At 74.3% G+C, this 18,371-nt stretch carries 15 protein-coding genes; 2 read left to right on the top strand and 13 right to left on the bottom strand.

Annotated elements, in window-relative coordinates:
• Positions 1-27: 27 nt before the first annotated feature.
• Entirely contained in the window at positions 28-2,127 is a 2,100-nt protein-coding gene (locus KVS67_RS00155) for an ATP-dependent DNA helicase (protein ID WP_063190302.1), read from the bottom strand.
• Positions 2,124-3,764 (bottom strand): GTPase HflX, encoded by a 1,641-nt coding sequence (gene hflX / locus KVS67_RS00150; protein WP_063190301.1) that lies wholly within the window; start codon positions 3,762-3,764, stop codon positions 2,124-2,126. The genes KVS67_RS00155 and hflX overlap by 4 nt, the downstream gene beginning before the upstream one ends.
• A 444-nt stretch (positions 3,765-4,208) precedes the next feature.
• Between hflX and KVS67_RS00145 the strand changes: the two genes are divergently transcribed.
• Together KVS67_RS00145 and KVS67_RS00140 are read left to right on the top strand one after the other, a co-directional pair.
• Complete coding sequence (locus KVS67_RS00145) at positions 4,209-5,372, top strand: NAD(P)-binding domain-containing protein (RefSeq protein ID WP_063190300.1); 1,164 nt, start codon at positions 4,209-4,211, stop codon at positions 5,370-5,372.
• A 25-nt stretch (positions 5,373-5,397) separates the two neighbouring features.
• Positions 5,398-6,033, top strand: coding sequence for a class I SAM-dependent methyltransferase (locus KVS67_RS00140; protein WP_036384239.1), 636 nt, complete (start codon positions 5,398-5,400; stop codon positions 6,031-6,033).
• A gap of 57 nt (positions 6,034-6,090) precedes the next feature.
• Here KVS67_RS00140 and dapF read toward each other — a convergent pair whose 3' ends face one another.
• The 11 genes from dapF to KVS67_RS00085 form a co-directional block, all read right to left on the bottom strand.
• Positions 6,091-7,044, bottom strand: a complete 954-nt coding sequence (gene dapF, locus KVS67_RS00135) for a diaminopimelate epimerase (RefSeq protein ID WP_063190299.1) — start codon at positions 7,042-7,044, stop codon at positions 6,091-6,093.
• 9 nt (positions 7,045-7,053) lie between these two features.
• The gene (miaA, locus tag KVS67_RS00130; protein ID WP_063190373.1) at positions 7,054-7,992 is read right to left on the bottom strand and encodes a tRNA (adenosine(37)-N6)-dimethylallyltransferase MiaA; all 939 of its coding nucleotides are present in this window, start codon (positions 7,990-7,992) and stop codon (positions 7,054-7,056) included.
• Positions 7,992-9,539 (bottom strand): tRNA (N6-isopentenyl adenosine(37)-C2)-methylthiotransferase MiaB, encoded by a 1,548-nt coding sequence (gene miaB / locus KVS67_RS00125; protein ID WP_020628159.1) that lies wholly within the window; start codon positions 9,537-9,539, stop codon positions 7,992-7,994. Before miaB ends, miaA begins: the two co-directional genes overlap by 1 nt.
• A 39-nt stretch (positions 9,540-9,578) precedes the next feature.
• Positions 9,579-10,598 carry a regulatory protein RecX gene (locus tag KVS67_RS00120; protein ID WP_041104261.1) on the bottom strand — a complete coding sequence of 340 codons (1,020 nt, stop codon included), beginning with the start codon at positions 10,596-10,598 and terminating at the stop codon, positions 9,579-9,581.
• Positions 10,595-11,659: a recombinase RecA gene (recA, locus tag KVS67_RS00115; protein ID WP_041104259.1), complete on the bottom strand. Its 1,065-nt coding sequence runs from the start codon at positions 11,657-11,659 to the stop codon at positions 10,595-10,597. Before recA ends, KVS67_RS00120 begins: the two co-directional genes overlap by 4 nt.
• 210 nt (positions 11,660-11,869) lie before the next feature.
• Positions 11,870-12,088, bottom strand: coding sequence for a DUF3046 domain-containing protein (locus tag KVS67_RS00110; RefSeq protein ID WP_002856506.1), 219 nt, complete (start codon positions 12,086-12,088; stop codon positions 11,870-11,872).
• Positions 12,089-12,186: 98 nt separating this feature from the next.
• Positions 12,187-12,588, bottom strand: a complete 402-nt coding sequence (locus KVS67_RS00105) for a helix-turn-helix domain-containing protein (protein ID WP_036315027.1) — start codon at positions 12,586-12,588, stop codon at positions 12,187-12,189.
• Positions 12,589-12,695: 107 nt separating this feature from the next.
• The gene (locus tag KVS67_RS00100; protein ID WP_157557135.1) at positions 12,696-13,979 is read right to left on the bottom strand and encodes a hypothetical protein; all 1,284 of its coding nucleotides are present in this window, start codon (positions 13,977-13,979) and stop codon (positions 12,696-12,698) included.
• 80 nt (positions 13,980-14,059) lie between these two features.
• Positions 14,060-14,587, bottom strand: a complete 528-nt coding sequence (locus tag KVS67_RS00095; RefSeq protein WP_036384231.1) for a CinA family protein — start codon at positions 14,585-14,587, stop codon at positions 14,060-14,062.
• 4 nt (positions 14,588-14,591) lie between these two features.
• The gene (locus KVS67_RS00090; protein WP_036384229.1) at positions 14,592-15,206 is read right to left on the bottom strand and encodes a CDP-alcohol phosphatidyltransferase family protein; all 615 of its coding nucleotides are present in this window, start codon (positions 15,204-15,206) and stop codon (positions 14,592-14,594) included.
• Positions 15,203-18,355: a DNA translocase FtsK gene (locus KVS67_RS00085; RefSeq protein WP_182488561.1), complete on the bottom strand. Its 3,153-nt coding sequence runs from the start codon at positions 18,353-18,355 to the stop codon at positions 15,203-15,205. Before KVS67_RS00085 ends, KVS67_RS00090 begins: the two co-directional genes overlap by 4 nt.
• Positions 18,356-18,371: the final 16 nt, after the last annotated feature.

The raw sequence follows: 18,371 nt of genomic DNA, 5'->3' as shown, positions 1-18,371 counted from the left end.
GGGCCGACGGCCCGAGGCCGAGCGAGGTCAATCGCCCGAGGCGAGCCGTGCCAGCACCCCGCGGACGACGTCGCGGTCCGTGGTGCGCCAGAAGTCCGGCAGGGCGCTCGTGATGTAGCCGCCGTACCGCTCGGTGGCCAGGCGGGGGTCCAGCACGGCCACCACGCCGCGGTCCGTCACGGAGCGCACGAGGCGCCCGGCGCCCTGGGCCATGCGCACGGCCGCATGCGTGGCGGAGATCCGCATGAACCCGTTGCCGCCGTGCCGGGCGACGTCCCGGGTGCGGGCCTGGGAGAGCGGGTCGTCCGGCCGCGGGAACGGGATGCGGTCGATCACCACGAGCCGCAGCGAGTTCCCCGGCACGTCCACGCCCTGCCACAGGCTCATGGTCCCGAACAGGGACGTGTCCGGCTCCTCGGAGAACTGGCGCACGAGGGCGGAGAGGGTCGCGTCCCCCTGGCACAGGATCGTGGTCTTCGGCCCGAGCCGACGGCGCATCTCGGCGGCGGCGTCCTCGGCCGCCCGGCGCGAGGAGAACAGGCCGAGGGCCCCACCCCGCGACGCCCTCAGGAGCGCCTCGAGCTCATCGAGGGACTCGGGCGAGGCCGTGCGGCCGGGCCGGGGCAGGTGCCGGGCCACGTAGAGCACCCCCTGACGCGGGTAGTCGAAGGGGCTGCCGACGTCGAGGGCCTCGAACTTCGGGGCGTCCGGGCCGGCCAGGCCCACGTCGCCGGCCACCGAGTCGAACCGGCGCTCCCCCGAGCCCACGGTGAGCGTGGCGGAGGTGAGCACCGTCGTCGCCTTGCCGAACAGGCCCTCCCGCAGCTTGCCGGCCACCGAGAGCGGGGCCACGTAGAGCTGGGGCGGGTCGGTCTCGTCCCCCGGCTGCCAGCCCACGCCGGGCTCGAAGTGGCCGGGGCGGGTGGCCCACAGCACCTCGGGGAAGTCGGCCTCGGGCCGGGCGGCGAGCATGCGCTCCACCACCTCGAGGACCTCGAGGATCCGCGAGCGCGCCATCTGCCGTCCGCCGTCGGCGTCGGCCTCCTTGTCCTTGTCCTGGCCGAGGTCGGACAGGCACTGACGCGCGGCCATGAGGACGCCGGTGAGGGCCTGCTCCTGCACCTCGTCCGGGCCCGCGGCGATCAGGCCGGACGGGGTGTCCGTGAACGCGCGGTCCAGGGCCGCCCCGGCCTCGATCAGATCCTCGACGGCCACGGTGGTGTGGCGGCGCAGCGAGGTGGCCGCGCCGTGCACGATCGACCCGGACAGCTGCCCGGTGACCGCACCGGTCACCCGGTCCTGCAGCTCGTGGGCCTCGTCCACGACGACGGCCGAGTACGCCGGCAGGACCGCGAGCCCCTCGAAGGCGCTGATGGCGAGCATCGCGTGGTTGGTGACCACGACGTCCGCGTCCGCCGCGTCCGCGCGGGCCCGCTCGGAGAAGCACTCCTCGGCCTGGGGGCAGCGGGACGCGCCGAGGCAGTCGACTGCGGAGACGGAGACCTGCCGCCACGCGCGGTCGGTGACGGGGACCTCGAGGTCGTCGCGGTCCCCGGTCTCGGTCTGGTCCGCCCACGCCCGCAGGTACATGACCTCCTTGCCCAACAGGGAGGAGGGCCCGGCGGCGCCGTCCGTGGCGGAGCCGATCACCCCGCCGTCGTCGGCGACCGTGAAGAGGGCTTCCTCGCCCTCATCCCCGGGGTAGCCGCCGTCCACCTTGTGGCGGCACAGGTAGTTGGAGCGGCCCTTGACCAGGGCGACGACGGGCTCGCGAGGCAGCTCGTCCTTGAGCGCCTCGACCAGCCGAGGGGCGTCCCGCTTCATGATCTGGGCCTGCAGCGCGAGCGTGGCCGTGGCGACGACGACGGGGTCCTCCTGCGTCATCGCGTGCTGGAGCGCGGGGATCAGGTAGGCCAGGGACTTGCCGGTGCCGGTGCCGGCCTGCACGAGCAGGTGGCGGCGCGACTCGAGGGCGCGCGCCACCTGCAGCACCATCTCCCGCTGGCCCGCGCGGTGCTGGCCGCCGGTGGCCTGCACCGCGGCGTCCAGCAGGCGCAGCGCCTCGCGCTCGTGCTCCGTGAGTGGCTGCGCGCCGCCCGCCCCGGCTTCCTTCGCCCCGTCGCTCACGACGCGTCCGCCTCCACGACGAACTCGGCGAAGTCCGGCGCGATGTCCTCACGGACCAGCACGGACAGGCGGGTGCCGCCCTCCTCGTAGCCCTCGGCCAGGATCTCCGCGTCCGCCGAGTGGAGGCGGGAGACCAGCTCACCCCGGGTGAACGGGATCAGCAGTTCGAGCCGCACGTCAGGCCGCGGGATGGTGGCCGCGATGGCGCGCTCGAGCTCGTCGATGCCCTCGCCGGTGCGCGCGGAGACCACCACGGCGTGGGGCTCCTTGGCCCGGATCCGGGCGATGACGGCCGGGTCCGCGGCGTCCGCCTTGTTCAGCACGATGATCTCGGGGATCCGGTGCGCGTCCACCTCCGCGAACACGGAGCGCACCGCGGCGATCTGGCCCTCGGGGTCCGGGTGCGAGCCGTCCACGACGTGCAGGATGACGTCCGCGTCCGCGACCTCCTCGAGGGTGGAGCGGAACGCCTCGACCAGCTGCGTGGGCAGGTTCCGCACGAAGCCGACCGTGTCCGAGAGGGTGTAGCCGATGCCGTCCGGCGTCATGGCCTTGCGCACGGTGGGGTCCAGCGTGGCGAACAGGGCGTTCTCCACGAGCACCCCGGCGTGGGTGAGGCGGTTGAGCAGGGAGGACTTCCCGGCGTTGGTGTACCCGGCGATCGCCACGGACGGCACCCGGTTGCGACGACGGTTGGCGCGCTTGGCCTCGCGGGCCGGCTTCATCCCGGCGATGTCCCGGCGCAGCTTCGCCATGCGGGTGCGGATGCGGCGGCGGTCCAGCTCGATCTTGGTCTCGCCGGGGCCACGGGAGCCGATGCCCTCGCCGGCGGCGGCACGGCCGCCGGCCTGCCGGGACATGGACTCGCCCCAGCCGCGCAGGCGCGGCAGCAGGTACTCGAGCTGCGCGAGCTCGACCTGGGCGCGGCCCTCACGCGAACTCGCGTGCTGGGCGAAGATGTCCAGGATCAGCGCGGTCCGGTCGATCACCTTCACCCGCACCACATCCTCCAGCGCGCGGCGCTGAGACGGGGCGAGCTCGGAGTCCACCACCACGGTGTCCGCGCCGGAGAGCGCCACGATCTCGGCGAGCTCCTGCGCCTTGCCCTTGCCGAGGAATGTGGCCGGGTCCGGGGTGGCGCGGCGCTGGATGACGCCGTCGAGCACCTCCGAGCCCGCGGTCTCGGCGAGCGCGGCCAGCTCCCGCAGGGAGTTCTCCGCGTCCTCCGCGGACCCCTCGGTCCAGACCCCCGCCAGCACCACGCGCTCCAGGCGCAGCTGGCGGTACTCGACCTCGGTCATGTCCTCGAGCTCGGTGGACAGGCCCTGCACGCGCTTGAGGGAGTGGCGCGCGGCGAGCTCGTCCTGGTCGCCGTCGGCATCCGTGTGGCCGTCCTCGCCCTCGTCCAGGGCGAGTGCGCGGCCCGCGAGCGCGCCGGAGCGATCCGGGGTCCCGTCGTCGGGGGCGCCCTCGTGGTCCGCGGCCGCGCTGTCCGCGGAGCCGCGCCCGGTCACCTCGCGCTCGGAGGCGCGGCGAGCGTCATCGGCGGCCAGGATGCGGTCGATCACGGCCTGGATCTCGTCCTCGGAGCCGTGGGCGCCCTGGGGGCCGGGGGTGTGCTGGTTCTTCTCAGTCATGGTCTCCTCTGGGCCGCCGCGGTCGGGCGGCCCGATGGTCTCAGGGTAGAGGGGTGCGCGGACGCGTTAGGCAGCTGTCCGCAGGGGGCGGACGTGGCGGGTGACGCGCACGGCCGTGTGGGCAGGGGTCGGCGCCGCGCTGCGACGATCTCGCGGCGGCTCCATTCGCGGGAGGAAGGTGAGCACGCGGCACCGCAGCCACGAGGTCTCGTCGGCGGGCGTGCAGGGGCGGACCACATCGTCCATGGTGGGATCTCCATCAGGTGCCGGGGCGCGCTCGACGGCCTCATCCGAGGCGGGCGCGCGAGGGGGCGGGGGCGGGCAGTGACGCGGGGGCGTCAGCGCAGGAAGATCCACATGGGCGTCGAGTGTACCGGGCGGCGCGTGTGGGCGACAGGGGCCCCGGCGCCCGGTCCGCTGACGACGCGCACGTATCCTGCGGGCATGACCGCGTCCCCCTCCCCTGCCCCGCCGCAGCCCGGCCGGACGGGCCGGGCGACCGTCGTCGTGATGGGCGCGGGCCAGGCGGGGCTGTCCGCCGCCTACCACCTGCGCCGCCGCGGCTTCGTGGGGCTGACTCCGAACGACGACGGCGCCGCCGGCGTCCCCGAGGACGCCCCCGGCACGTTCGTGGTGCTCGACGCGGAGACCGCCCCGGGCGGGGCCTGGCAGCACCGCTGGGACTCGCTCACGATGGCCACCGTCAACCACATCCACGAGCTGCCCGGCGACCCGGTGCCGCCGGCCGACCCGGCCGCGCGCGCCAACGCCCTGCTGCCGGCCTACTTCGCGGACTACGAGGCACGGTTCGCCCTGCCGATCCGGCGGCCCGTGCGCGTGAGGCGCGTCGAGCGGATCGGCGAGCCGGGACGTGCGCGCGGGTTCTTCGTCCGCACGGACGGGGCGCCGGGCACGTGGCGGGCGGACTTCGTGGTCAACGCGACCGGCACCTGGACGTCCCCGCGGTGGCCCTCGGTGCCCGGGATGCGCTCGTTCCGCGGCCGGCAGCTGCACACCCATGACTACGTGTCCAAGGACGAGTTCGCCGGGCAGCGGGTGGTGATCGTGGGCATGGGCGTCTCGGCGACGCAGCTGCTGGCCGAGACCTCCACGGTCGCGGACACCCTGTGGGTGACCCGCCGCGAGCCGCAGTGGCAGGACTCGGCCGCGCCCGGCGCCCTGGCCGAGTCGGTGCGCGGGGTGGACGAACGGACCCGTGCGGGCCTGCCGCCGGGCTCCGTGGTCGAGGCGACCGGGATGCACCGCTCGTCCTGGGTGCGCGAGGCCGAGACACGAGGCGTGCTGGTGCGCCACCCCATGTTCACGGCCGTCGAGCCGGACGGGGTGCGGATGCCCGACGGCTCGTTCGAACCGGCGGACGTGATCCTCTGGGCCACCGGCTTCCGGCCGGCGATCCGGCACCTCGCTCCCCTGCGGCTGCGCACGCCCGCCGGCGGCATCCGCGTGGCGGGCGGGCGCGCCCTGGACGAGCCGCGCCTGTTCCTGCTCGGCTACGGGCCCTCCCAGTCCACGGTCGGGGCCAACCGCGCCGGGCGCGACGCAGTGCGCGCGATCCTCGCGGACCTGGCCGGGCCGGCATCGGGCTGAGGGCCGCCACGACCCGCTGGCTACCATGGTCGCCGTGAGCTCCGCATCCCACTACTTCGACGCCGACCCCTCCGCACCCGAGCGGCGCCGCACCGTGCGGACACGCCTGGCCGGCCGCGACGTCGAGGTCCAGACGGCCAACGGGATCTTCTCCCCGGACGGTCTGGACAAGGGCACCGCGGCCCTGTTCTCGGCCGTGCCCGCGCCGCCGGCGAGGGGCCGGTTCCTCGACGTCGGCGCGGGCTGGGGGCCGGTCGCCCTCACGCTGGCGCTGCGGTCGCCCGAGGCGGAGGTGACCGCCGTCGAGGTCAACGACCGCTCGCTGCAGCTGACCCGCGACAACGCCGCGGCCCTGGGCCTCGGCAATGTCGTGGCACTGCGGCCGGAGGACGTCCCCGAGGGCGCGGAGTTCGACCTCATCTGGTCCAACCCGCCCATCCGGATCGGCAAGCCGGCGCTGCACGCCCTGCTGGAGCGGTGGCTGCCACGCCTGGCCCCCGGCGGCGAGGCCTGGCTGGTGGTGCAGAAGAACCTCGGCGCGGACTCGCTGCTGCCGTGGATCGGCCGGATGCTCGAGGAGCGCGCGCCCGGCCGGTTCACCGCGGAGCGGGCGGACAGCGTCAAGGGCTTCCGGATCCTGCGGGTGGCGCGGGCGCGCTGAGGCGCCGTTTCCCGAACGACAGCGGTCCGTGGCCCGCCGTTTCCCGAACGACAGCGGTCAGGCGGTGAGTTCACCGTCGAAGACGAGCTCGGCCGGCCCCGAGAGGACCACGTGCTCGGCCCCCTCCGGGCCCGGCACGACATCCACGGCCAGCGCGCCGCCGGGCACCTCGACGAGCCACGAGTCCGAGCCCTGGTCGCCCGACCATGCGCGCATCGCCACAGCCGCCGCGCACGCGCCCGTCCCGCAGGACTGGGTCTCGCCCACCCCGCGCTCGTGCACGCGCATCCGCACGCGGCCGACGCCCTCGCGCACGAGCGGCTCGTGCGCGGCCACGAACTCGACGTTCGTCCCGTGCGGCGGGGCGGGGTCCACCTCGGGGGCGCGGCCCAGGTCCAGCCCCTGCAGGTCGGCGAAGGAGGCCAGCGGGACCACGGTGTGGGGGTTGCCCATCGAGATGCTCAGCGCCGGACGCGGATCGGTGAGGCCGTGGGCGAGGACCATCGAGTCCGACGCCGCCTCCTCCGCCAGCTCGGGGTCGAGGTAGGACCAGGGGCCCATGTCGATCGCGTAGCCGTGCTCGAGCCGGGTCACGGCCTTCACGCCGGCGCGCGTGCCGATGGTGATCGCCCGGCCGGGGGCCAGGTCCACGAGGCCCTTCTCGACCAGGAAGTGCACGAAGACGCGCACCCCGTTGCCGCACATCTCGGCGATCGAGCCGTCGCCGTTGCGGTAGTCCATGAACCACTCGGCCTCGGGGTGCTCGGCGAGCAGCGCCTCACCCTCCGGCAGGCGTGCCGAGCGCACGGCGCGGATGACGCCGTCGGCGCCGATCCCCCGGTGCCGGTCAGCCAGCCGTGCGACGCGCTGGGCGTCGAGCTGCGTGTTGCCGTCCGGGTCGGCGATCAGCACGAAGTCGTTGCCCGTGCCATGGCCCTTCGTGAACGGCACGCGCGGCGCGCTCGCGTGGAGGGGGTCCTGGGCGGCGGGCGCCGCGGGCTGCTCGGTCATGGGCCCAGTCTAGGTGGCGCCCCCGGCGACGACGGCGAGCGCCTCCGCCACGACGTCCTCGCCCTGCGCGTCGAGCCAGACGACGCGCGGGTCGGCCCGGAACCAGGTCTCCTGGCGTCGGGCGAACCGGCGCGTGGCCACGACGGTCTGCTCGGCCGCCTCCGCCTCGGTGAGCTCGCCGTCGAGGACGGCGAGCATCTGGGCGTAGCCGATCGCGCGGGACGCGGTCGGTCCCTGCCGCAGCCCGTCCGGCCCGGGGACGTCAAGGCGGCGGACCTCGTCCAGCAGGCCCTCGGCCAGCATGCGCTCCACCCGGGCCGCGATCCGCCGGTGCAGCTCGGCCCGGTCCAGGCGCAGGCCGAGCTGCACCACGGGGGCGACCTCCGGGGCGTACGTGCGCTCCGGCATGAACGCGGAGAACGGGCGGCCCGTCAGCCGGCACACCTCCAGCGCGCGCACGATGCGGCGGGCGTCCTGCAGCCGCTCCGCCGAGACCGGGTCCAGGGCGGCCAGCTCGGCCCTCAGCCCGGCCAGGCCCTCCCGCTGCGCGCGCGCCTCCAGCTCGGCCCGCAGCGCCGGGTCCGTGGGCGGGAACTCGAGCACGTCCAGCGCCGCCCGCACGTACAGCCCGGAGCCGCCCACGAGGATCGGGGTCCGACCCCGCGCGCGGATCTGGTCGAACAGGTCGCGGGCCGCGGACTGGAAGGCCGCCACCGAGGCCTCCTGGCCGACGTCGAGCACGTCCAGCAGATGGTGCGGGACGCCCTCGCGTTCAGCCGGGGTGACCTTCGCCGTGCCCACGTCCATCCCCCGGTAGAACTGCAGGGCGTCCCCGTTGACCACCTCGCCGTCCAGCGCGTGCGCCAGGGCGACGGCGAGGGCGGACTTGCCCGTCGCCGTCGCCCCGACGACGGCGACGACGGGCGGCCGGGCCGCGGCGGCGGGCATCAGGACCGCGGGCGCAGGGTCGGCATGCCGAGGCTCGTGGCACCGGAGCCGCCCGCCGTGCCGGGGGCCGGCGCGCCGCACGATTCGGCCTGGGCGCGGTCCCACGCATCGCCGGCGCGGGAGCGGCGCAGGACGTAGTCCTGTGCGGTCGGGTCGGCGACGGCGAAGAACGGGTGGGCCTCGGTGACCGTCACGGTGACGAAGTCGCCGGGGCGGGGGGTCTCGGCGCCGGCGGGCACGGAGAAGTGCACGAGCCGGTTGTCGGGTGCGCGCCCGGACAGGCGGCCGCGCTCCGCGGCCTTGGAGCCGGAGTCGGCGGTGACGAGCAGCTCCTGGCGGGTGCCGACGAGCGTGGCCATCTCCTCGGCCGAGATCCGGTCCTGCAGGGCCACGAGGCGCTCGAAGCGCTCCTGGACGACGGCCTTGGGCACCTGGTGGTCCATCTCCCCGGCGGGGGTCCCGGGGCGGATGGAGTACTGGAAGGTGAACGCGGAGGAGAAGCGGGAGGCCTCGACCACGCGCATCGTCTCGGCGAAGTCCTCCTCGGTCTCCCCGGGGAAGCCGACGATGATGTCCGTGGTGATGGCGGCGTGCGGGATGCGCTCGCGCACCTTCTCCAGGATCCGCAGGAACTTCGCGGACCGGTAGGAGCGGCGCATGTCCTTGAGCACCTTGTCCGAGCCCGACTGCAGGGGCATGTGCAGCTGCGGCATGACGTTGGGGGTCTCGGCCATCGCGTCGATGACGTCGTCCGTGAACGCGGCCGGGTGGGGGCTGGTGAAGCGGACGCGTTCGAGGCCCTCGATCTCCCCGCACGCGCGCAGCAGCTTGGCGAACGCGCCGCGGTCGCCGAACTCGACGCCGTAGGTGTTCACGTTCTGGCCCAGCAGCGTGACCTCGACGGCGCCGGCGTCGACGAGCGCCTGCACCTCGGCGAGGATCTCCCCGGGGCGGCGGTCCTTCTCCTTGCCGCGCAGCGACGGGACGATGCAGAACGTGCACGTGTTGTTGCAGCCCACGGAGATGGACACCCAGCCGGAGTGGGTGGAGTCGCGCTTGGTGGGCAGGGTGGAGGGGAACACCTCGAGCGACTCGAGGATCTCGATCTCGGCCTCGGCGTTGTGGCGCGAGCGCTCCAGCAGCACGGGCAGGGAGCCGATGTTGTGGGTTCCGAAGACGACGTCCACCCACGGGGCCCTGCGCTGGATGGCGGCCTGGTCCTTCTGGGCGAGGCACCCGCCGACGGCGATCTGCATGCCCGGGTGCGCGTCCTTCACCGCACGCAGGTTGCCGAGGTTGCCGTACAGGCGGTTGTCCGCGTTCTCGCGGACCGCGCACGTGTTGAAGACCACGAGGTCGGCCTGGGCGTCCTCGGCGACCGGGGCGTAGCCGGTGGACTCGAGCAGGCCGGAGATGCGCTCGGAGTCGTGCACGTTCATCTGGCAGCCGAAGGTGCGGACCTCATAGGTCAGGCCCTCGTGCGGGCGCGCGGCGGCGCCGTCCTGCGCGAGCGGGGTGGTGCGGGGGGTGGGGTCCGTCAGAGTCACCGCACCATTCTAGGAACTCCGGGCGCGGCCCGGGTCCGCTCACTCCTCGTGCTCGGCGAGGACCTCCTTCACGACGGCGAACGCGAGGCCGCCGCCGTAGCCCTTGCGTCCCAGCATGCCGACGAGGCGGCGGGTCACCTTGTCCCGCTCGGCCCGGGCCTCCGGCGAGGCGCCGCCGGGGACGGTGCGGCCCCGCAGCCGTCGGCGCACGAGGTCGAGGGCGGCGGCCCGCTCGTCCTCGCCGTCGATGGCCTCGAGCGCCTCGGCGGCGATCTCCCGGTCCACACCCTTCTGCTGGAGCTCGTGCCCGAGGGCACGGCGCGCCAGGCCCTTGCTTCGGTGACGGCTGCGGACCCAGACCTCGGCGAAGGCGGCGTCATCCACGAGGCGCACCTCCTCGAAGCGGTCGAGGACGCGCTCGATCAGCTCGGGCTCGGCCTGGCGCTCGGCGAGCTTGCGTTCGAGCTGGCCGCGGGAGCGGGGGCCCAGGGCGAGCTGGCGCAGGACGACCTCGCGTGCGGCCTCCTCGCGCTCACGCGGTGCGGTGGGCAGGGGCGCCGGGCCGGGGCGACGTCGGGGGCGGTCGGTCTCGACGGCGGGGCGGGGATCCACGGCCGGGCGGCCCTCGTCGCGCGGGCGGCCACGCCGCGAGGGCGTGGTGGTGGCCCGCTTCCGGCCCCGGCGCTCGGTGTCCTCCCGGGTGTCCTCGCGCCCGGACCAGGGCAGCGTCCGGGGCCCGGCGCCGGGCGCGGGGCTGGGCAGGTCGCTCGCGCGAGTCAGCAGGGCCCCGAGATCCGGTGCCACGCCGGGGGCGGGATCCGGGACGTCCCCCGCGGGGGTCCCGGCATCGTGCGCGGGCACGGCGTTCCGCGCGGCCTCCGTGGCGTCCGCGTCGGACGACGTCGGCTCCGGTGCGCCGGCCAGATCGAGCCACATCCGGCCCACGTCCGAGTCCCGGGCGTCGTCGAACGCGGACGCACCGGGAGCGGAGCCGCTCCGGCCGGTCGTCTCCGACCGGTGGGCGGCCCCGCCTCCGACGTTCCGGCGCGATCGGGTCATCCGGCCGCGGTGTCCCCCGGAACCGCGGTCAGGGCCGGGGCCTCGTCGTCCTCGGCCTCCGGGGCCACGCCGATGCCGAGCTTCGTGAGGATGCGCTCCTCGATCTCGTTGGCGAGGTCCGGGTTGTCCTTGAGGAAGCGACGGGCGTTCTCCTTGCCCTGCCCGAGCTGGTCCCCGTCATAGGTGAACCACGCGCCGGACTTCTTGACGATGCCCTCCTCGACACCCATGTCGATCAGGCCGCCCTCGCGGGAGATGCCGACCCCGTAGAGGATGTCGAACTCGGCCTGCTTGAAGGGCGGGGCCATCTTGTTCTTGACGATCTTCACGCGGGTGCGGTTGCCGACGGGGTTGCCGGCCTCCTTGAGGGTCTCGATGCGGCGGACGTCGATGCGCACGGACGCATAGAACTTGAGCGCCTTGCCGCCCGTGGTGGTCTCCGGGGAGCCGAAGAACACGCCGATCTTCTCGCGCAGCTGGTTGATGAAGATGGCCGTGGTCTTGGTCTGGTGCAGGCGGCCGGTCACCTTGCGCAGCGCCTGGGACATGAGGCGGGCCTGCAGGCCGACGTGGGAGTCGCCCATCTCGCCCTCGATCTCGGCGCGCGGGGTCAGCGCGGCCACGGAGTCGATGACGACGATGTCCAGGGTGCCCGAGGAGACGAGCATGTCCATGATCTCCAGGGCCTGCTCGCCGGTGTCCGGCTGGCTGACCAGCAGGGCGTCCGTGTCCACCCCGAGCTGGCGGGCGTAGACCGGGTCCAGGGCGTGCTCCGCGTCGATGAAGGCCGCGATGCCGCCGTTGCGCTGCGCGTTGGCCACCGCGTGCAGGGCCAGGGTGGTCTTGCCCGAGGACTCCGGGCCGTAGATCTCCACCACGCGGCCGCGCGGCAGGCCGCCGATGCCCAGGGCCACGTCCATGGCCACCGAGCCCGTGGGGATGACCTCGACGGGTGCCTGGGTCTGGTCCCCCAGCCGCATGACGGAACCCTTGCCGAACTGCTTGTCGATCTGGGCGAGAGCGGCCTCGAGGGCCTTCTCGCGATCCGTCACCTTGCTCATCCTTCACCCCTAGCTCTGGTGGTGCTGCCGCGGACGCTGGAGCGCCCGCCTCGGTCATGTCCGTGAATCTACGGGGGGCGGCGGACACGATAAGCGTGGCCGGCCCCGCCTGTGCACGAGATCACCCCGTCGCACTGCTGTGCAGGACTCTACCGCATTCTTCGAACACGTGTTCGAACAGGGGCAGTGCCCCGCCAGCGCGTCGCGGCGTCAGCGTTTCGGCGGCACGTCCCGACCGAGACGCCGCTCCTGCGGGATCTCATGCAGGTCGCAGACCGCCAGCCAGACCCGCCGCGGGTCCACGCCGGCGGCGAGCGCCGCCGTCGCGGTGGTGTCCAGGCCGGGCAGGTGCAGGGAGTCGGCCACGAGGCCGGCCCGGGCGGGGCCGAACTCCTCGTCCATCAGCCGGCGGAACTCGCTCTCGCGCACGGGCGGTCCTCTCTGTGGTCGGTCGCGGGGTCAGGGACGGGGACGCAGACGGCGCGGGCGCCCCGAGACGGGGCGCCCGCGCCGTGGGTGTGGCGGGGTCAGCGGCCGGCCAGCGAGCCCAGGCTGGGGTCCGTGAGGTCGTCCGGCAGGGTGTCCGGGACGACCATGCCCTCCTGCTCCACGAGCCGGTCCGAGACCTCCCGCAGCAGGTAGGACAGCGGGATGTCCAGCGCCTGGCAGATCGAGGCCAGCAGCTCGGAGGAGGCCTCCTTCTGGCCGCGCTCCACCTCCGACAGGTAGCCGAGCGAGACACGGGCATCGTGCGAGACCTCGCGCAGGGTGCGGCCCTGGAGCTGCCGGACGTCGCGCAGGACGTCGCCGATCTCGTGGCGGAGGAGGGGCATGCTGCGCTCCTTGATGTCGGGGGCGGCCGCGCGGGGACGGGGCTGGTCATCGACCCAGCGCGTGATTCCGTGGGAATGGACGGGATGTCGCATCATGTCTATCGCCTGCTCCTGGACTTTTCCTGAAGGCACCGGGCCGCGGGCCTGATCCCGCCGGGGCACTCTTCTTGACTCGTTACATTCAACGTCGGGCGGGGTCGCGTTCATTCCCGAGGCACGGCCTCCCCCTCCCTCGGGCGTTCCGCGGCCCCGTCGCCCCCGTGCCGCTCCGAGCGCCGATGCCGTTCCCGCAGGGAGTACGTGGCGTTCCGGATGCGGTCGGAGTCGTCCAGGCTCGAGCCGACGGCCCCGGCCATCGTGCCCATCGACGCCGCGAGCCACACGAGCCGGACGTAGTCGCCCACGCCGCTGGGCTGGTCGAGCTCCTCCCCCAGATACTCCACGGGGATGATCATGAGCGCGACCAGCAGCAGCGTCACGAAGAGCAGCACGTAGACGACGGTGCAGGCCAGGCCCACGGTGAGCACGGTGGAGAGGTTGTCCAGCCGCGAGCTGTGCCGGTGGGCCGCACCATGCGTCCACAGACCGTTCGTGGTGACCAGCCACGCCACCAGCAGCACGACGGACAGCACGCTGACCGCCGCGAGCCGCCCCGGGGACATCACGCTGGAGAGCACCCAGATGGAGCCGAAGAACACGCCGTAGGCACCGGCCGCGCTGGCCGAGGCGATCGTGAACGTCATGTCCCGCGGCATGAGCAGCGGCCGGTTGGCCATCACCATCCCGGCCAGCAGACGCAGCGTGCCCGTCCAGCCCTTCACGTACACCGTGGACGTGCGCCGGGACCCGCCGCCCATCCGGGTGGTCGTGGTCACGTCCGCGTCGACGTCGACCAGGGGGGCGATGCCCCGCAGTGCGTCCGTGTCGGGCTCAGGGGGCTCGTCCGTCGGGGACCGGTCGTCGTCCTCCTCCACCTCGCCGGACTCGTCGGAGGACTGCACGTCCAGCTCCCCGTCCGGCGGGTCCACGTGGGGGGCGGTGTCGATGTGCTCGACGATCCGCAGCACCGTCTCCCGCAGCCGGCGGGCCGGGGTGATGACCCCCAGCGCCGGGACGCACACGACGCCGACCAGCAGCTGCGGCACGACGTCCGCCACCACGCCGCGCCGGTCGTCGAACCGGGGCAGGTCGACGACGGCGACCACCGTGTCCCATCCCTGCCCGTCCGCGAGTGAGCGGACCGGCTCCTCCAGGACCATGCCCCCGGTCGCACCGACCGGCAGCGACTCCTGCCGTGTCTCGACCCGCCAGCCGCCGGGCTGCGGCAGGCGGTCGTCGAGCCGGTCCTCGACGTCCCCGGCGATGCGGCGCACGAGGGCCCACGGGGTGCCCGGGTCGGCCACGAGGCCGATGACGCGGGGGCCCGGGGCGTCGTCGCCGTCCTGCGGCGCATGCTCGGGCGGGGTGGGAGGCGATGCGGTCTCCATCGCGCCGAACCTACGCGGCGGGGCGGGCCGGCACCAGGGACGGGGCGCCGAGGCGGGTCGGTCGGCGCCCCCATGCAGCCTCAGTGGCCGCAGCCGGCGAGCAGGCGCGTCAGGGCCTGCAGCGCCGCGGCGACGGTGGCCTCCCGGATCGCGGCCCGGTCGCCGTCGAGCCGGAGGAGGATCGCGGTGGCCGCGCCGTCGCGCTCGCCGCCGAGCACGTCCAGCGCGCTCGCGTCCGCGTCGGGCACGGCCAGGCCGAGCCACACGGTGCCCACCGGCTGCCCCTGGTGCGGCTCGGGCCCGGCCACGCCCGTGGTGGCCACGCCGACGTCGGCGCCCAGGGCCGCCCGGGCGCCGAGGGCCATCCGCCGGGCCACGTCCGCATCCACCGCCCCGACCCGCGCGAGCAGGTCCTCCGGCACACCCAGCAGGCCGGTCTTCACGGCGTTCTGGTAGGCCACCACGCCGCCGTGCAGCACGGCCGACGCCCCGGGGACGTCGGCCAGGCGCGCGGCCAGCAGGCCGGCGGTGAGGGACTCCCCCGTCGCCACCGTGAGGCCCGCGTCCGCGAGCGCGTGAACCACGTCCCGGGCCGCCGCCGTGGTCATCGCCTCAGGCCCCCCGCTGGGCGGCGAGGGCGTCCCGCCGCAGGATCCACGCGTCCTTGACGTACTCCAGACCGGTCAGCACCGTCAGCACGGTGGCGGCCCCGATGACCACCCAGCCGGCCCACGGCCACCAGCCGCCCACGAGCGGAGCCAGGGGCAGGAGCAGCAGGCCGATGCCCACGGTCTGCAGCACGGTCTTGAGCTTGCCGCCGCGGCCGGCCGGCATCACGCCGTAGCGGATCACCACGAAGCGCATCAGGGTGATGCCCCATTCACGCACCAGGATCACGATGGTCACCCACCACCACAGCTCGCCCAGCAGGGAGAACAGCACGAGGGCCGTGCCCGTGAGCAGCTTGTCCGCGATGGGGTCCGCGATCTTGCCGAAGTCGGTGATCAACCCGCGGGCGCGGGCGATGTCCCCGTCGAGCTTGTCGGTGTACATGGCCGCCGCGAACAGCGCCAGCGCGACCCAGCGGGCGACGAGCGAGTCGCCGCCCCACGGCCCGCCGGCCCACAGCGCCCAGGCGAAGAAGGGCACCATCAGGATGCGCACCGAGGTCAGGATGTTCGGCAGGTTCCAGGCGGACACGTGCTGCGCCCCGCCCGCCGTGCTCATCTGCCCGTCAGCTGCCACGCGTCCTCCGATCCCTCGTCGTCGTCCTCATCGTTCCAGTCCACGGCGGCCGGGCGCGAGTCCAGATCCTCCTGCACCAGGTCGCGCGGACCGGACGACGCCGAGGCGTCGCCGTCGCCGGAGGTGGCCGAGGGCGGGGTGTCTCCGGAGATGGTGGCGAGCACGTCCGCGAGGTCGTCGGGCTTGACCAGCACGTCGCGGGCCTTGGAGCCCTCGGAGGGGCCCACGACGCCGCGGGACTCCATGAGGTCCATGAGGCGGCCGGCCTTCGCGAAGCCCACCCGCAGCTTGCGCTGCAGCATGGACGTGGAGCCGAACTGCGTGGTGACCACGAGTTCGACGGCCTGCAGGAGCAGGTCCAGATCGTCGCCGATGTCCTCGTCGATGACCTTCTCGGTCTTCTCGGGGATCACGTCCTCGCGGTACTGGACCTGCATCTGCGACTTCACGTGCTCCACGACGGCGTGGATCTCGGACTCGTTGACCCACGCACCCTGCACGCGCATGGGCTTGGACTTGCCCATCGGCAGGAACAGGGCGTCGCCCTGGCCGAGCAGCTTCTCCGCGCCGGGCTGGTCCAGGACCACGCGCGAGTCCGTGACCGACGACGTCGCGAACGCCATGCGCGAGGGCACGTTGGCCTTGATCAGGCCCGTGACCACGTCCACGGACGGCCGCTGCGTGGCGAGCACGAGGTGGATGCCGGCCGCACGGGCCAGCTGGGTGATGCGCACGATCGCGTCCTCGACGTCGCGCGGGGCGACCATCATCAGGTCCGCGAGCTCATCCACGATGACCAGCAGGTACGGGTACGGGCGCAGCACGCGCTTGGAGTCCGGCGGCAGCTTCACCTGGCCGGCCCGGACGGCCTTGTTGAAGTCGTCCACGTGCTTGTAGCCGAACGCCGCGAGGTCGTCGTAGCGGGTGTCCATCTCCTTGACGACCCACTGCAGCGCCTCGGCCGCCTTCTTCGGGCTCGTGATGATCGGGGTGACCAGGTGGGGCACGCCCTCGTACGCGGTGAGCTCGACGCGCTTGGGGTCCACCATCACCATGCGCACCTCGTCCGGGGTGGAGCGCATGAGGATCGAGGTGATCATCGAATTCACGAACGAGGACTTGCCGGCGCCGGTGGCGCCCGCCACGAGCATGTGGGGCATCTTCGCGAGGTTGGCCACCACGTAGCCGCCCTCCACGTCCTTGCCGACGCCCATCACCATCGGGTGGTCGGTGCGCTGGGCGGCCTGCGAGCGCAGGACGTCGCCGAGGGCCACGACCTCCTTGTCCGTGTTGGGGATCTCGATGCCGATCGCGCGCTTGCCCGGGATGGGGCTGAGGATCCGCACGTCCGAGGAGGCCACCGCGTACGCGATGTTCTTCTCCAGCGCCGTCACCTTCTCCACCTTGGTGCCGGGGGCGACCTCGACCTCGTAGCGGGTCACCGTCGGCCCGCGGGAGAACCCGGTGACCTGGGCGTCCACCTTGAACTCGGTGAACGTGGTGGTCAGCGCGGCGACGACCCGGTCGTTGGCCTCGGAGCGCTCCTTCGGCTGGGGCCCGGCCGGGAGCAGGGCCGACTGCGGCAGCGTGTACGACACGTCCCCGCCCAGCTCGGACTGGGTGCCGCGGGCCGGCTCGGCGGTCACCGGCGGCACCGGCGCGGGGGTGCTGGCGGGCACGGCGGAGGACGACGACGGCGCGGCGGTCCCGGAGCCCTGACCTGGGGCGTCGTCCAGGGCGAACGGGGTGTCCTCCCCCGCGTCCTCCTCCAGGGCTGTGGCGGCCGGGGCGGCGGCCTCGCGCTGGGCGCGGGCGTGTTCGCGCACCTGCTCGAGGGCACGGTCCGCGGCCGTGGGCCGGCGCACTCCGGCGGGCGGCTGCGGCTCGGCGTCCGCGTCCTCGGGCGCGTCGTCCTCGTCCACCCACGGGTCGAAGTCGTCCGAGGCGTCCTGGTCCGCGTCCCGCGGGTCACGCGCGTCTGCGGCGGCCTGCTCGGCGTCGAACACGCCCTGCTCTCCGCGAGCGGCCCGCCGCGGGGCGGGTCGGGGCAGGACCTGGGTGGTCTCGGCCTCGGGGGCGGCGTGGGAGCCGGCCTCGGCCTCGTGGATCACCGGGGAGTCGTAGGCGGTGCCGGCGGAGTGCTCCGAGGCGGCGTCGGCGGCCTGATCCTCGCGTGCCCGGCGCCCGCCGAACAGGCGCGCGAACAGGCCCGGCCGGGAGGCCCCGGCGGCGTGGGAGCCGGCTGCCGGTCCGTCCAGGTAGGACTGGTCGTGGTCCGGGTGGGTGCGCCCGGTCTCCGCGTCCACGGAGAGCGGGGTGGCGAGGTCCTCGGCCTCGCGGCGCACCTCACGGGCCCGGCGCCGCTCGTCGCGGCGGGCGGCCCGCTGCTCGGAGGCGCCCTCGGGGTCCTGGCCCGTGAGCCAGTCGTAGCCTCCCGCGAGCCGCTGCGGGATCGCACCGACGGGCGTCGCGGTGAGCACGAGCACCGAGAAGAAGGCCAGCAGGATCATGAGGACCCAGACGGGCACGGGGGTCAGCAGGGAGGCCAGCGGCGCCGTCGCCAGGTAGCCGACCATGCCCCCGGCACCGAGCATGTCCTCGAAGGCCTCGGCGGCCGAGGGCACACCGCCCACGAGGTGGGCGATGCCGGAGCCGGCGACGGTCGCCATGAGCAGGCCGATGATGATGCGCCCGTTGGCGCGATGGTCCGTGGCGTGGCGGAAGCAGCGCACAGCCACGACGAGCAGGGCGATCGGCACCAGGAGGGCGAACCACCCGACGGTGCCGCCCACCACCCCGTGCACCACGCGGCCGACGGCGGTGCCGCGCAGGCCCCACCACTCCACGGCCGCGATCAGCGCGGCGAGCAGCAGCAGGAGCAGGCCGGTGCCGTCACGGCGTTCCTCGCGGTCGATGCGCACGTCCGGGCCGAGCTTGCGGAAGCCGGCGCCGACCGGCGTGGCCAGCCCCATCCACAGGGTGTGCAGGGCGCGCAGGGGCGCGGCGGGCCGGTCGGTCTCGGGGACGGTCGCGGTCGACCCCTTCCGTCCGGAGCCTCGGCGTCCGGCGGAGCCGGAGCGGGACGTGGCGGAGGAGGAGGACGAACGCGTGGGGGAAGTACGGGTCGCCATGCCCACCAAACTACCG

The sequence above is a fragment of the Micrococcus sp. GbtcB5 genome, assembly GCF_019091605.1.
GTDB lineage: Bacteria > Actinomycetota > Actinomycetes > Actinomycetales > Micrococcaceae > Micrococcus > Micrococcus luteus.
The sequence above is the reverse complement of the archived record's forward strand: the minus strand, read 5'-3'. Positions and strand labels throughout refer to the sequence as shown.